The sequence below is a fragment of the Streptomyces sp. H39-S7 genome (genome assembly GCF_027158205.1).
Classification (GTDB): domain Bacteria; phylum Actinomycetota; class Actinomycetes; order Streptomycetales; family Streptomycetaceae; genus Actinacidiphila.
Genome location: NZ_JAPVLU010000005.1, coordinates 19,892 through 34,025, shown reverse-complemented (window position 1 = coordinate 34,025; position 14,134 = coordinate 19,892). Strand labels below are relative to the sequence as shown.

The window sequence follows — 14,134 nt, the reverse complement described above, 5'->3', positions numbered from 1 at the left end:
GAGGGTGTGGATCTGGGATCAAAGCCACATACGCGCGCACGCGTCGCTACGGACGGTTACGAGCGTGGTTCTGGACCTCCGACATCTGTACGCGGACAGAGTTGTGTCCCCACACGTGTGGATCTGGCCCGACATCCACATGACGCCCGAGGAAGGCGTGCGGGCGCACGTCGACCTGTCCGGCGGCACACCCCACGGCGCGATGCTGCCGATCCACTGGGGCACGTTCAACCTCGCCCCGCACCCGTGGGCCGACCCGGCCGAGGGCACTCTCGCGGCGGCGAGGGAACTGGGCGCGAAGATCGCCACCCCACGCCCGGGAGCCCCCTTCGAGCCCTCGGCCGATCTCGCCGACGACTGGTGGTGGCGCGCGGTCGCCGTGCCGCCGGCGGGCGGCTGGCCGCAGTACGCACCCGTGGCCTCCGACGCCGCCGTACCGGATGGCGCGCCCGAAGCCCCGGCCACCGGGGAGAGCACGGCGGGCGTCGACACTGCGGACGCTGCGGACAATACGGACGGTTCCGACGGCGCGGAGGACTACGAGGTGGCGCGCCCCAGGTAGGTGAGCGGTCCCGGGTCCGCCACCGCGATCTCATGGAAGCCCATGCGGTCGTAGAAGTGCCGGGCCCGGACGTTCGCCGTGACCATCCCCAGGTGGACCGAGGCGACGCCCGCGGCGGCCAGCGCCGCGAGGAAGGCCTCCATCAGCGCCCGCCCGTGGCCCGCTCCCTGGTAGCCGGGGAGCAGGTCGATGTGCAGATGCGCCGGATACGAGGTCAACTCGGGCACGAGCATCCGCTCCGGCCGGTGCAGCAGGTCCACCATGATCTCGTGCGGGGTGGTCGGCTCCAGGGTGGCGGGTGCCGGGTAACGGTCCGCCACCTCGGGCAGCCACTCGCCGCGGAACCGCTTCACGAAGGTGGCAGTGTCGGCCGTCCCCAGGACGTAGCCGACCGCGTTGCCCTGCCCGTCGTCCATGACGAAGGTCAGCTCCGGCTCCAGCCGCGCGTACGGCGCCGCGAAGAGCGTTCCCAGCAGGTCGTGGTCGTCGTAGAACGGCCGCGCGTCCCCGCCCTCCTGGCCGGTGCGGACACAGATGTCGTAGAGCGCGGGAAGGTCCGCGGGGCGGTAGGGGCGGATCATGGGGTCTCCAGAATGCCGAACGTGAAGGAAAACGTCATCGGGGCGGCGGTGAGCCAGTACTGCGGCAGGGCCCCGGGCCCGCAGGAGCCGCTGCCGATGCCCTGCTGGCCGTGGTCCAGGTTGAGCCAGATCGTCCCGGACGGCGCGAGGTCGTAGGTGTGGCCGGCCGCGTCGAGCTGCTCCCCGGTCCAGCGCCGCGCGGTGAACCAGAAGTCCGGGTCGCCGGTGACCTGCACGCCCTGCCCGTCCTCGCGACGAAGCCGTGCCCAGCGGACGTCGGCCCGCGCGCCGTTCTCCTGCGGCCTGACGTAGGGCGTCTGCAGCGCGTCGACCGTGCTCTTGTACCGCCCGATCCGGGACGCTGCCCGCGAGTCGGGGTACGCCTCGCCGGGACCGCCGCCCCACCACTCGACGCCGTCCAGGCTCCCGCAGACGCCCAGCCGCAACCCGATCCGCGGCAGCGGGACGGCCCAGTCGCCCTCCGGGGTGACGTCCACGGTGAGTCGCAGCCGTTCGCCGGTCGCGGTCCAGGTGTAGACGGTCCGCAGGGCGAGGTCCTCGGCCGCCGGCGCGACACGGGTGGCGACGGTCAGCGTGTCGGCGCCGAGCTCGACCCCGTCGAGGCGGTGCCGCATCCGGTGCAGTCCGGCCTCCCGCCACCGCCGGTCCAGCTGAATGCCGGGGTGCCGTCCGGAACCCGCGTCGTTGTCGGTCGGCGCGCGCCACACGTCGAGCCGCGGCGGTCCGGCGATCTCGAAGTGGCCCAGGTACTTGAGCGCGCCGGTGACGGCGTCGAACGTGCCGGGCCCGAGCAGGACGACGCCGCCCTCGGCGCGGCGCGGGGCCCGCGGCGCAGCCGACACGGCAGCGCGCGCGGTCGGCGCCGCGGCGAACTGCCCCCAGGCCACCTCATGCCCGGCCGGCGCCCACCCGGTGTCGTCGGCGAGGGTCGCCCGCACCGTCCACCAGGCCTCCCCGTCCCCCTTGCCTTCCGGCACCGGTGGAAGCTCCAGTTCGACGGCAGCGCCGGCCGCCAGAGCCGGGACGTCCAGCTCGCCGTGGTCGACGGCCTCACCCTCCACCTCGTACGCCCAGCGGAACGACAGCGACGACAGGTCGGCGAAGTCGTACCCGTTGGTGATCCGCACGGTGCCGGCCGCGCTGTCGCCGTCGATCCTGACCGGCTCGATGACCTTCTTGTACTCGATCAGGCCGGGCGACGGCGTGCGGTCGGGGAAGACCAGCCCGTCGCAGACGAAGTTGCCGTCGTGCAGCTCCTCGCCGAAGTCGCCGCCGTAGGCGAAGAACTCCACCCCGGAGCCGGTGCGCTGCCGCAACCCGTGGTCGATCCACTCCCAGACGAAGCCGCCCTGGCACCGCTCGTAGGTCTCGAAGAGCTTCTGGTACTCACTCAGCCCGCCGGGCCCGTTGCCCATGGCGTGCGCGTACTCGCACAGGATGAAAGGCAGGGTGCGTCGCTTCGCGTCCGACTCGGCATCGGCGAGGGGGAGTTCATTCCGCCGCCCGATGAGCGCGACCTCGGCGTGGTCGGCGTACATCCGCGAGTACACGTCGGTGTCCGCGCACGACGGATCGCCCTCGTAGTGGATCGGGCGGTCCGGGTCGCGGTCGCGGATCCACGACGCCATCGCCGACAGCCCCCGACCGGTCCCGCATTCGTTTCCGAGCGACCACATCACGACGGACGGATGGTTCTTGTCGCGCTCGACCATGCGCGCTGCCCGGTCCAGCAGCGCGGGGGTCCAGCGCTCGTCGTCGACCGGGTTGCCGCGCCAGCCCACCTTCTCGAAACCGTGCGTCTCCAGATCGCACTCGTCGACGGTCCACATACCCAACTCGTCGCAGAGGTCGAGAAAGGCCGGATGCGGCGGATAGTGGCTGGTGCGAACGGCGTTGATGTTGTGACGCTTCATCAGCAGCAGGTCCTGCCGCATCGTCTCCAGATCCAGCACCCGGCCGTGGTCGGGATGGAACTCGTGCCGGTTGACGCCCCGCAGCAGGATCCGCCGGCCGTTGACCTTGAACACGCCGTCCTCGACGGCCACCGTCCGGAAGCCGATCCGGAGCGGGATCCGCTCGCCCTCCGTGGCCAGTTCGGCGTCGTACAGGCGCGGGATCTCGGCGGACCACGGCTCGACGGGCACGGTCGCGCTCTCCCCGGTCGCCAGGTCCAGGTCCAACTCCGGGACGCTGACGCTGCCGGCGGGCTCGCAGTCGACGCGCAGCGTGCCGGTGCCCGTGACGTGGTCGTAGCCGGCGTGCACGAAGAAGTCCGCGACCGATCCCTCCGGCCGTTCGATCAGCGTCACCTCCCGGAAGATCCCCGGGAGCCACCACATGTCCTGGTCCTCCAGGTAACTGCCGGACGACCACTGGTGGACGCGCACCGCCAGCACGTTGCCCCGCGGCCGCAGCAGCTCCCCGACCTCGAACTCCACCGGCAGCCGGCTGCCCTGGAACGTGCCCAGCTCCATCCCGTTGAGCCACACCCGCGCGCACGACTCCACGCCGTCGAAGCGCAGCAGCGCCGCCCCACCCGGCCAGTCGTCCGGCAGGTCGAAGGCGCGCCGGTGGTCACCCGTCGGGTTCTCGGTCGGAACGCGCGGCGGATCGACGGGGAAGGGGTAGACGACGTTCGTGTACGCGGGGGAGCCGTGGCCCTGCAGCGGCCAGTGCGCGGGCACCGGCAGCAGATCCCAGCGGGTGGCGTCGAACTCCGGCCGGGCGAAGCCGTCGTCGTGCGCGTCGGCGGTCGGCGCCAGCCGGAACCGCCATGCCCCGTTCAGGCTCACGTAGCGCGCGTCCGACGTGCTCCACCAGGCGCGCGGTGGCAACGCGCCGCTGCCGGGGGAGGGGTCCTCGTAGTAGGGGACGGCCGCGGGACGCCGCGCCTCGTGCATGGGGTTGCTCCTCATCTGGCGACAACGGACTTCGGGGCGGGCCCCTGGGCTGCCCGCCGATCGAGGGCACAGGGCAAGCCTGCCTGTTCGACCGGCGGTGCGGAACCCGATCGTGGAATCGGCGATGGGTGGGCGTGTCCGTCAGACGGTGAGGACGGTTCCGTCGGGGAACGAGACGCGCACGTCGGCGGGCTCCGTCACCGTCGCCGTGATCGCGTCGCGCAACGCCCGAGGATGGACGGTGTCGCCCGCGAGTGCGACGAGGGTGACATGGACGCTCTTCCCGCCGGGGTGCGGACCGGAGCTCAGACACGGGGTGGCCGAGTGCGGCCCGAACGCGTTGGCCTCCACCTCCCGGTGAACGAAGCCGCTCGCGTCATCCCAGCCGAACAGGCCGACCAGCGCGCTGGAGAGACCGGCCGCGGTACGGGCCATCGCCCACCCCCGGCCGCTCTCGCCCCGCGGCGGCTCCGCCCCAGCGACCGCGTAACCACCCTCCCGGACCGTCACTCCGGCCGGAGCTTCGACCCGGTGCACCCGTACCTCCCACGGCCCGTGCAGGAGACTCGTCGTCTCCATCCGGTACTCGGCGGGTTCCGCGGATCCTGCGGGTTGCGCGTCACTTGCGGGCTCCGCGGGCTCCGCGGGCTCCGCGGGCTCCGCGGGCTCCGGGAAGGTGACGGCGTGCCAGGAGGACGCGGTTCTGCCCGTCGCCGTGAGCGGGTGGATGCGGCCGCGCCGCGACGGCGTGCCGTCGGCGCCGACCAGGGCCAGGTGGCTGTCGACGCGGTGTCGCCAGGCGTGCGGGGCCGCGTTCGGGGCGGTGTGGGTGGTGTAGCCGAGCTGCGCGTAGTGCGGGTCATCCGCGCCGCCGGACGGCTCGAAACCGTAGTGGTCGCTGCCGTGGTTGACCAGCCGGACGATCCCGTCGTGCTTCGTGCCGTGCAGCAGCCAGCCGGGCGCGGGCAGCGCTGTGTACTGGTCGGCCTCCTCCACCGGGAGCGCGACCTCGCGCTCGGTCCATACGGGGTGGTCGGCGGGGAGCAGCAGACCGAGGAAGCCCTTGCTCGCCCAGTACGGGGACCCGGGGCCCGAATACCCCTGCGTGGTGGGGAGGAACGGCTCGTGCCAGCCGAGCGACAGCAGCCCGCGCTCGTCGGGCACCCCGCGCTCCACGAAGTGCCGCAGCACCCCGGAGGCGAGCCGCCGCGTCGCTCCCGGCCGGAGCGGGGTCGCGTCGGTGAGCGCCCCCATCCATACCGGGGCGACGGCGGCGAAGCGGTACGTCAGGGAACGCCCCTGGTGGACCGGGGCGCCGTCGCCGCTGAAGAAGTGCGGATAGGTGGTCAGGTACTGGGAGAGCCGCTCCTTGTAGACCTTGGCGCGCTCCCCGTCCGGGTCGCCCGCTATCCGCGCCCACAGCAGCGGGTACAGATGCATCGCCCAGCCGATGTAGTAGTCGAAGTTGCGGCCGTCCCCGTCGGTGTACCAGCCGTCGCCGACGTACCAGTCCTCGATACGGTCCAGGCCGCCGTCGATGTCGGCCTGGCTGAACGGCGCCCCGACCGAGGCCAGGAACTGCTCGGACACCACCTGGAACAGCCGCCAGTTGTTGTCGTGGGTGCGGTGCCCGACGAACCCGGAGAACCAGTCGGCCACCCGCGCCTGGACCCGTGCGTCGAGCCGGTCCCAGATCCACGGGCGCGTCTCGTGCAGCGCGATCGCCACCGACGCCGCCTCGACCATCTGCTGCGAGCAGTCGGTCAGCGCGGGCCACGCCTCACCGCTGTCCGGATCGGTGCCGGCCGCGAGCCCGGCGGCGTACCGCTCGATGAGCCGCGCGTCCACCTCGCCGCCCGCCCCCGCGATCCGGAACGCGGCCAGCAGGAAGGAGCGCGCGTACCCCTCCAGCCCGTCGGACACCACCCCCGACCAGCTGTTACGACCCGGCAGTCGGTACTGGGCGAAGCCGGGGGAGGCATACGGCACCAGCCCGTCGAGCATCCGGTCCGCCACCGCCTCCCAGTGCGCGCGGGTCCAACCGGTGCGGGGCGACTGCACGCGGTCGGTGGGGGGCAGCGTGAGGAAGGGCGGCAAGGTCACATCAGCTCCCGGGTGAGGTGTTGACCGTGATAGTAAGCGGTTACTAGGTTGAGGCCAAGCGTTATTTCCGACTGTGGATCGCGGCTTGTCGGAGGGCGGGGGAGCGGCGGGGCGCCGGGTGTGTCCCGCCGCAGCTCCGCGCCGACGCCGTTCCCCCGCCGCCGCTCCGGCCCGGCTCACGCGGGGCTCTCTCCGAAAGGGACCCGCCCATGACCGAAGCAGGTACGAAGGACGCCAACGCTTCCCACGCCCCCCTCGCGGCCCAGGACCGTTCGGCCCGGTCGGTTTCGAGCCCCTCCAGCGACCTCCGGATCGGCGTCATCGGGCTGGGCCTGCGCGGCAGCCTCGCCGAGACCGCGCACCGCCCCGACGCCGGAGCGCGCGTCACCGCCGTCGCGGACCTCGACCCCGCCGTCCGCGCCGGGGCGGCAGCCCGCTTCCCGGGCGCGGTCGTGACCGACGACCACCGTACGATCCTCGGCTCGCCCGACATCGACGCCGTCCTGATCCTCACGCCCGACCACACCCACGCCGACCTCGCCTGCCAGGCGCTGCGCGCCGGAAAGCCCGTCTTCGTCGAGAAGCCGCTGGACATCACCGTCGAGCGCTGCGACGAGATCCTGCGGACGGCGTACGAGACGGGCACCCGCCTCTACGTCGGTCACAACATGCGCCACATGCCCGTCGTCCGGCTGATGCGCGACCTCATCGCCCGCGGGGACATCGGGGAGGTCAAGACCGTCTGGGTGCGGCACTTCGTCGGGCACGGCGGCGACTTCTACTTCAAGGACTGGCACGCCGAGCGCCAGTACACCAACGGTCTGCTGCTGCAGAAGGCCGCGCACGACCTCGACGTCCTGCACTGGCTCGCCGGCGGCTACACCCGCCAGGTCCAGGCGCTGGGCGACCTCATGGTCTACGGCGGGCCGGACGCCGACCGCCGGGCACTGGGCGAGCCCAAGGCCGCCGACTGGCTCGGCGACGACAACTGGCCGCCGCGCGCCCAGCGGGACCTCAATCCCGTGATCGACGTCGAGGACGTCTCGCTCGTCAACCTGCGCCTCGACAACGGCGTCCTCGCTGCCTACCAGCAGTGCCACTTCACCCCCGACTACTGGCGCAACTACACCGTCATCGGGGATGCCGGCCGCCTGGAGAACTTCGGCGACGGGCCCGGGGCCGTCGTCAAGGTCTGGAACACCCGCCGCTCGGACTACCGCCCGGAGGCCGACGCCGTGCACCCCGTACCCGACCTCCAGGACAACGCCTTCCACGGCGGCGCCGACCCGCTCCTCATCGACGAGTTCCTGCGCTTCGCCCGCGACGGCGGTCCCACCGACACCTCACCCATCGCTGCCCGCATGGCGGTCGCCGCCGGAGCCCAGGCGACCGCCTCGCTGCGCGACGGGGGCACCCCGCGCACTGTGCAGCCGCCCGCCGCCGAGCTGGTCGCCTACTTCGCCGCGCACCAACTCCCCCTCTGAGCTTGACGATTGACGTCCAGCGCTGGGATCATCCCCCACTCGGGAACCAGGGGTGAAGGCTCGGTCACAGTGGGTATGGGGGCGACAGGTATGCGCATGGATGAATTGGCGGACGCGGGGATGATCGCGGCCGAACCGATTCCGGGCCTCAAGGGGCCGTGGGCATTCGTCCTCATCGCGGTGGTCGTCATCGTCATCGCCGTGATCGCGGTGCTGCCCCTGATCATCGACATCCGCCAGGCCACCGCATGGCGCCGCCAGCTCACCGACGAACTGATCGGCCAGGCGGCCACCAACAGCGACGTCCGCGAACTGCTGCGGGACATGCGCGAACCGCGCGGGATTCGCGGTCTGACCCGCAGCATCATCGCGGTACTGATCCTCGCCCTCGTCAGCTTCGCCCTGGCCGTCGCGATGCTCTCCTCGGGCGGCGACGCGGGCGACCTGCGCAAGACCATCGTCACGTCGCTGATGACGGTGCTCGCCACCGTCGCCGGCTTCTACTTCGGCTCGCTCGGCGCCCAGAACAGCGCCGACGACGCCGTCCGCCGCGCCAACCGCACCCGCGCCCGGGCCGCGGACCCGGCGGGCCCCCAGGCCGGCGACGACGTCCGCCCCCCGGCGCCGGATCCGCCGGTGGCACCCGACGCGAAGACGCCGCCGGCCCCGGAAAGCCCGCCGCTCCCGTCTCCCCGCGGTCAGGCCTGACGGGCCCCATGGGGCGAGCCTTCAGGGCGCGTCGGAACCGGCCTGGTTCGCCTTGACCCAGTCGGCATGGTCCTGCCAGGCGTACAGATCGTTGCCCTTGAGCACCACGTTGTAGGCCCCGCACGCCGCGGTTCCCTCCCGATCCGTCCCCTTCGGGAACCAGTCGGCCCGGAGGTGGGCCCGCCCGCCGCCCGCGCCCTCCCTGCACCCGGCCGGCAGCTTTCCGTCGGCGAGCGTCGCCTTCAGCAGCCGGTCGCCGCCCGTGGTCGACATCCGGTACTTCACGGCCGTGGCCTCGTCGGGCAGCCAGCGCGGCACCGAGTCCCGGGCCTTCTTCGCCTCGCCGCCGGAGGAGTACTCGGCCTCCGCCAGGTGGCGCCCCTGGTACCAGTCCACAACCTGCGGCACGGTGAGTGCCGCCGCCACGACCAGTCCGACACCGCCGACGGCGAGTCCGAGGACGACGGGCTTCTTGGTGGGCATGCGGAGGTGTCCTTCCGGGTGAGCGAACTCTTTCCGCCCATCCTGAACGCCGCGAGGGCCCAGGGGATCGCCCGCGAGAACGGTTGAGGCCCCCCTCTTGAGACGGACGCCCGTCAGCCACAAGAGGTACGGCGAACGCAGAACGACCCGGCGCGGAAACCGCCACCGGATCGTCCCGACCCACACTGCGTCAGATCTTGCGCCACCGTGCCATGGCGAAGGAGAACACGCCGAACAGCACCAGCCCCACCGCGATGGCCACCAGGAGCCAGGGCCCGGCCGGTGTCTCCCGGAAGGTCCGAAGGGTGTCGTCGAGCCCCTTGGCCTGGTTCGGGTCGTACTTCACGGCCGCTGCCACGGCGAACCCGCCGGCCGTGGCGAAGACGATGCCCCGGCAGACCCCACCGGCCACACCCAGGACCTCGACCACCTGGCGGGTGCGCTGGGACATCTCGCCCAGCTTCAGGTGCTTGCGGAACTTCCGCTGCACCGCCCGGACCGCGATCCACAGACCGGCCGCGGCGAGTGCCACGCCCGCGGCTCCCACCAGCCACTGGCCCATGGGCCAGTCCAGTACCTTCGCCGTCCAGTCCTTGGACTGCTTGTCGCTCGACCCACCCTGGCTGGCGCCCTCGGAGGCGGACTTCGCCAGCGCGAAAGCGATCACCGAATAGGCGGCGAACGTGTAGAACACGAACCGGCCACCGGAGGCCAGCCGCTTCGTGGCCTTGTGCCCGTCGGCCCCGGCAGCCCCGAAGAGCGCCTCGGACAGCCGCCACAGCGCCATGCCCACGAGCCCGAGCCCGACCACCCACACCATGACCCTGCCGAACGGCTGCCCGGCGATCTGCTCCACGGCGCCGCCACGGTCGGCCTGCTTCCCGCTGCCGCCCACGGCGACCTGGATCGCCAGCGCGCCGACCAGCAGGTAGATCACCCCGCGGGTGGCGATCCCCCATCGTGCCGCCCACTCGACCGCACTACCGTTCGCGGCGCCCCGGCCTGCTGCCCGAGCCCGCCCTATCGAAGCATCCACGCCCGACCTCCCTCGTCGGACGGGCGTCTGCCCCGGCCCCAACCCCGGAAACGCCCGCCCGGCCGCCGCGGCCCGGTCTCAGACCCCGTCCACCCGGAACGGATCATGCTCCGCGAGCAGCTTGTCCAGCCGCGCCTGATCCACCCGGCTCACCACCTGCCCCACCTCCTGCCGGTCCCGCACGCACTTGGCCAGCGTGAACGCCGAGGTCACGAGGTACAGCAACCCCACCCCCAGAAACGCTCGCACCCACGCCCCCACCGGCAGATACGCCACCCCCACCGCCATGCTGCCCAGGGCGATCGCGAACGAGATCGCCGCCTGCGCGAAGTACGCGGCCGTCGTCTGCTGCTGTATCGGATTCGTCATGCCCCCAGCCTGAACAACTGTGGCCCACGCCACATGAGTACACCTACTCAAACTTCCCCCCACCCCCCTACTCACCAAGATCGCCCCGCCGACCCAAAGGCGTGAGCAGGCACCGCCCCAAGTGCGGTATTGTTCTCATGCGCGGTCAGTCCGGGGAAAAAAAACCCCAGAACGACCGAGCACCGGGACGTGGCGCAGCTTGGTAGCGCACTTGACTGGGGGTCAAGGGGTCGCAGGTTCAAATCCTGTCGTCCCGACCAGCGTTTTCGCAGGTCGGAGGCCGTTTTCGCAGAAATGCGAAGACGGCCTTTTCCGCGTTTCTGCGTCCGGTGAGGGCGGGGTGATATCGGTGGTGAGTGCCGGCCTCCGGGGTCGCCGGCGTCGTGGGGTCACGCGGCGTTCTGCAGTGGGGTGTTGGTGACGGTGAGTTGATTGTGGCTGCGGGGTGTGTGGTCGGCTGGTGAGATCGATGGCCGGTGGGGGCCCTGGGCCGGGGCGTCGCTTGCTGTGGTGAGGGCACGGTCGATGGTGTTGACGGCGTCGAGGGCTGCGGGGGCGGTGAGGTGGCTGTAGATGTTGGCGGTGGTGGAGAGCGTTGAGTGGCGCAGGGTCTTGGAGACGACGGTCAGGGGCACGCCGGCGTTGATGGAGATCGTGGCGGCGAGGTGACGCAGGTCGTGGAGTGTGGTGCGGGGCGCGCCGAACGCCCGGCAGAGGTCGTGGAAGTGGTTCAGCGCGTATTGCGGGTGGAGGGGCTGGCCGTCGGGGCGGTGGAACACGAAGCCGCCGTGCGGCGCGCGAGTGGCTGCGGAACCTTTGTCGTAAGCGCGGTGTTGCAGGGCGTCGGCGACGCGTCGGGAGATGGCGACCCAATCTTTGCTGCTGCGGGTCTTAGGTGCGGTGATGGCGAGGCGGTTGTTGTCGACTGCGGAGAGCGTGTAGCGGACATAGAGGACGCGTTCGTCGAGGTGGATGTCGTCCCAGTGCAGGGCGAGAGCCTCTCCTTTGCGCAGCCCCGAGCCGATCAGGACTTCGATGAAGTCCGCGAAGGCGGGATCCGCGGTGCGGCAGCAGGACAGGAAGTGGACGGCGTCCGCCACGGTCCAGATGTGACGTTCGGTTGCTGCCGGGCGGGGGATGACGGTGGGGCGGGCCGGGTTGCCGGGGAGGCGGTGGTGGCGGACGGCTTCACCCAGGGCGCTGGAGAGCGTAGCGAGGCAGCGGTGGACGGTCACCTTGCCGCGTCCGGCGTCGAGTTGGGTGTGGGCGAACGCGGCGATGTGGGAGTAGGCGAGGTCGTCGAGTTTCACCTGTCCCAGGGCTGGGATCAGGTCGTGGGCGATGTAGTCGCGGTAGCGGACGTAGGTGGTGGGCTTGAAGACGAGCTGCTTGTCCTCAAGCCAGGCGGTGAGGTAGTCGGCGACGGTCTCGTTGGGGTCGGCGGTGAAGCCGGCGGCCTGGCCTTCGAGCATCCGGTACAGGGAGGCTCGGGCGGCTTCCTGATCGCGAAAGCCTCCTCGGCGCACCACCTGGCGTCGGTGATCGGGGGAGCGGAGGTCGAGAGAGAAGGTCCAGCTGCCGTGACCGGGATCGGCATCGAGCTGGGGGCAGCGAGCCCCCAGCTGCTTGCCGTGATGATCGCGACAGCCGCACCGTCGGTAGGTGTGCCCGCGACGGGCTGCGGAGCGCATGATGATCGCTTCCAAAGCCGAGAATGGAACTGGCATTCCTATCATTCGGTGAAAGGCCACGAAAAGCGAGCAATCTGCACTCATCCTGCTCTCACCACCACGCTCAGCGAGTGCTGACCTGCGGGGATCCCTTGGCGGGGCGTCAAGTGCACTGGTCGCATTTGCCGGGCGCCACGACTTGGTAGCGCTGCCCAGACAGCTCGCGCACTCCGAGGCTGAACTGGTCGGCCTCATGGAAAGTGAACTGGCCGCGGTGATCGCTGCGCGCGTGTGTCCCCGGCTGCGGGGATGGAGCCGTCCGCTGGTAGTCGTCGATGGCGACCGAGTATTGCTCCTTGCCCATGAGAGGAGAGACTCGCCTGGTCCGTGGTCGCTGGGACGGCAGCCGCGGCGTTTGTTCGACTCGGATGCTGGGTCTGGAGAAGGAGCTGTTGGCTTGGTCCGTGGTTTCACCACGCGTGCACAGTTGCAGCCCAGCCCAGTGAATGGGCCGCGGGTGACTGACCCGGGCTTGCGGCGTCCGCGGGGTTGCGATGGCGGGCGCTGCGGGCGGTGTTCCCGCAGCCGCCAGACACGCTAGCCGTTCCATTCCTGCCGGCGCAGGCTCATCCGCTGATCCCCGGGCCCCTTGTCGATACCGGCCAGGAACCGGAAGGCCACCGCGCCGAGGGCCCTTAGAGGGTCGGGGAACATCGGAACGATCGCCTACCGGCGCATCTTCCATCCCGTGGTGCCATGACCCCGGAGGTAATCGCCGCGGCCGCGCTGACAGAATTGGATCAACGGGCCCGGACCGACGGGCCGCCGAACGGGGAGCAGACCATGACCGCGTACGCCATCGCCCACATCCGCCCCGAAACGATGAACGAGGACATCCTCGAATACATCGAGCGGATCCAGTCGACCATGGACGCCTACGAGGGCCGCTTCCTCGTACACGGCAAGGAGGTCGAGGTGGTGGAGGGCCCCTTCCCCGGCACCGTCGTCGTGATCGGCTTCCCGGACATCGAGCGGGCTCGTGCCTGGTACGCCTCCGACGCCTACCAGGCCATACTCCCGCTGCGCACCCGCCACATCGCGGGCGAGGTCATTCTGGTCGAGGGCGTCCCCGCCGACTACGACTCCTCGCAGACGGCGGCCGGTCTGCGCGAAGCAGCAGGGCTCTGACGCAGGGCTCTCTGTTCGAAGGCCCCGCGATCGGGGAGCGCGCTCACTGCAAAGCCGCCAGGCTGCCGGCCGAACCCGCCGACTTGCTCGCCTGCACCGCGGCGGCCGCCGCCCGCAAAGCGGGTGCATGAAGGAAGTGCGTGCGGGCGCCCTCACCGGGGTCCGACCGAGTCGGACCTGTTGGGAGCAATAGGTCCGACCGTCTGTGAGCCTTCGGGTCCACGAACGGCCCGGCCTCACGGCGGGCGCGGTGCCGCAGCGCGGCAAGTTCGGGGTCGGTCAGCCGCGTTGGGCGGTCCTCGTCCGCCAGAGCGGGGGAGGGTAAGGGGAGCATGGGCAGTCCTTCCTGGTCGGGTTGATGGGGATCTCTGAAATCGGCTCTCACCGGAGTTCTGTGAACGATTGCCTCGCTGGCCGTGACCCGGTAGGTGGGATCCGGCTCTGACAGGGCATGTGGGGTGTCGGTTCTACCGAGTGGTGGAGGTTCGGTCGGTCTGTCGAATCTCACGCTTCATCGTTGCCGGGGGGATTAGCTCTGTCGGGCGAGCAGGGTGATTCGGGCGCTTGTCCCAGGTTCGAACCGTATGGACAGCTTGACGGTGTCGGCCAGGTCTGATGTTCCGAACGCGTAGGTCAGGCACCTGTCTTCGGCGCAGTCGGCGTCGGGTTCGAACTGCGGGTACGTGGCGCTGAGCCAGGGTTCGACGTCGGCCCGGGGCATGTGGAAGGTGCCGTTGACTTCGGTTTCCTGCCAGTAGAACGACTGGCAGTGCTCGTTCGTCGTTCCTGTGGGGAGGGTGCCGTGCGCGAACGTCATGGCCGCAGCGCAACTGATGTCGGTGGGCTCCTCGTGCCCTGCACTGTCTGTGATGAACCATGCCATGAGAAGGCCTGTCAGGCCCAGGGGCACCGCAGTGATGGCAGTGACGATCCGCCACCGGGTCCGGCCTGCCTTGGTACTCGCCATGATGTTCCGTTCACCCCGTCGTCGCTGCTGGATCGTAGCCCGTGGAGTACCGGTACGCCGCT

The 14,134-nt window shown here is 70.8% G+C and carries 14 protein-coding genes and 1 tRNA gene; 6 read left to right on the top strand and 9 right to left on the bottom strand.

Going from position 1 to position 14,134, the window contains the following annotated elements; translation table 11 throughout:
• The first annotated feature begins 103 nt into the window (after positions 1 to 103).
• Positions 104 to 562 carry a hypothetical protein gene (locus O3X23_RS06280; RefSeq protein WP_443047779.1) on the top strand — a complete coding sequence of 153 codons (459 nt, stop codon included), beginning with the start codon at positions 104 to 106 and terminating at the stop codon, positions 560 to 562.
• On the opposite strand, the gene O3X23_RS06275 is transcribed toward O3X23_RS06280, so the two are convergent.
• The 3 genes from O3X23_RS06275 to O3X23_RS06265 all read right to left on the bottom strand — a co-directional run bounded on the left by O3X23_RS06275 (position 538) and on the right by O3X23_RS06265 (position 6,167).
• Positions 538 to 1,143 (bottom strand): GNAT family N-acetyltransferase, encoded by a 606-nt coding sequence (locus tag O3X23_RS06275; protein WP_269270138.1) that lies wholly within the window; start codon positions 1,141 to 1,143, stop codon positions 538 to 540. The two genes, O3X23_RS06280 and O3X23_RS06275, sit on opposite strands and share 25 nt — an antisense overlap.
• Positions 1,140 to 4,064, bottom strand: coding sequence for a glycoside hydrolase family 2 TIM barrel-domain containing protein (locus O3X23_RS06270; protein ID WP_269270137.1), 2,925 nt, complete (start codon positions 4,062 to 4,064; stop codon positions 1,140 to 1,142). The genes O3X23_RS06275 and O3X23_RS06270 overlap by 4 nt, the downstream gene beginning before the upstream one ends.
• A gap of 141 nt (positions 4,065 to 4,205) precedes the next feature.
• Positions 4,206 to 6,167 carry a DUF2264 domain-containing protein gene (locus O3X23_RS06265; protein ID WP_269270136.1) on the bottom strand — a complete coding sequence of 654 codons (1,962 nt, stop codon included), beginning with the start codon at positions 6,165 to 6,167 and terminating at the stop codon, positions 4,206 to 4,208.
• 209 nt (positions 6,168 to 6,376) lie between these two features.
• Here O3X23_RS06265 and O3X23_RS06260 point away from each other — a divergent pair, with 209 nt between their 5' ends.
• Positions 6,377 to 7,651 (top strand): Gfo/Idh/MocA family protein, encoded by a 1,275-nt coding sequence (locus tag O3X23_RS06260; RefSeq protein WP_269270135.1) that lies wholly within the window; start codon positions 6,377 to 6,379, stop codon positions 7,649 to 7,651.
• A gap of 96 nt (positions 7,652 to 7,747) precedes the next feature.
• Positions 7,748 to 8,359, top strand: a complete 612-nt coding sequence (locus tag O3X23_RS06255) for a hypothetical protein (protein WP_269270134.1) — start codon at positions 7,748 to 7,750, stop codon at positions 8,357 to 8,359.
• Between the two features lie 21 nt (positions 8,360 to 8,380).
• On the opposite strand, the gene O3X23_RS06250 is transcribed toward O3X23_RS06255, so the two are convergent.
• From O3X23_RS06250 to O3X23_RS06240, 3 genes are all read right to left on the bottom strand, one after another.
• Positions 8,381 to 8,842: a hypothetical protein gene (locus tag O3X23_RS06250; RefSeq protein ID WP_269270133.1), complete on the bottom strand. Its 462-nt coding sequence runs from the start codon at positions 8,840 to 8,842 to the stop codon at positions 8,381 to 8,383.
• Between the two features lie 190 nt (positions 8,843 to 9,032).
• Positions 9,033 to 9,878, bottom strand: coding sequence for a DUF1206 domain-containing protein (locus tag O3X23_RS06245; RefSeq protein WP_269270132.1), 846 nt, complete (start codon positions 9,876 to 9,878; stop codon positions 9,033 to 9,035).
• 78 nt (positions 9,879 to 9,956) lie between these two features.
• Positions 9,957 to 10,247, bottom strand: coding sequence for a YiaA/YiaB family inner membrane protein (locus O3X23_RS06240; protein WP_269270131.1), 291 nt, complete (start codon positions 10,245 to 10,247; stop codon positions 9,957 to 9,959).
• Positions 10,248 to 10,430: 183 nt separating this feature from the next.
• Between O3X23_RS06240 and O3X23_RS06235 the strand changes: the two genes are divergently transcribed.
• A tRNA-Pro gene (locus tag O3X23_RS06235) sits at positions 10,431 to 10,507 on the top strand.
• Between the two features lie 129 nt (positions 10,508 to 10,636).
• Here the strand turns inward: O3X23_RS06235 and O3X23_RS06230 are convergent.
• Positions 10,637 to 11,719, bottom strand: a complete 1,083-nt coding sequence (locus O3X23_RS06230; RefSeq protein WP_269270130.1) for a tyrosine-type recombinase/integrase — start codon at positions 11,717 to 11,719, stop codon at positions 10,637 to 10,639.
• 108 nt (positions 11,720 to 11,827) lie between these two features.
• On the opposite strand from O3X23_RS06230, the gene O3X23_RS06225 reads away from it, so the two are divergent.
• Entirely contained in the window at positions 11,828 to 12,055 is a 228-nt protein-coding gene (locus O3X23_RS06225; RefSeq protein ID WP_269270128.1) for a hypothetical protein, read from the top strand.
• A gap of 25 nt (positions 12,056 to 12,080) precedes the next feature.
• On the opposite strand, the gene O3X23_RS06220 is transcribed toward O3X23_RS06225, so the two are convergent.
• A complete protein-coding gene (locus tag O3X23_RS06220; protein ID WP_269270127.1) occupies positions 12,081 to 12,281 on the bottom strand; it encodes a hypothetical protein in 201 nt (66 codons plus the stop codon).
• 479 nt (positions 12,282 to 12,760) lie between these two features.
• Between O3X23_RS06220 and O3X23_RS06215 the strand changes: the two genes are divergently transcribed.
• Positions 12,761 to 13,105 (top strand): DUF1330 domain-containing protein, encoded by a 345-nt coding sequence (locus tag O3X23_RS06215; RefSeq protein WP_269270368.1) that lies wholly within the window; start codon positions 12,761 to 12,763, stop codon positions 13,103 to 13,105.
• Positions 13,106 to 13,634: 529 nt separating this feature from the next.
• On the opposite strand, the gene O3X23_RS06210 is transcribed toward O3X23_RS06215, so the two are convergent.
• Positions 13,635 to 14,072: a hypothetical protein gene (locus O3X23_RS06210; protein ID WP_269270126.1), complete on the bottom strand. Its 438-nt coding sequence runs from the start codon at positions 14,070 to 14,072 to the stop codon at positions 13,635 to 13,637.
• Positions 14,073 to 14,134 lie beyond the last annotated feature (62 nt).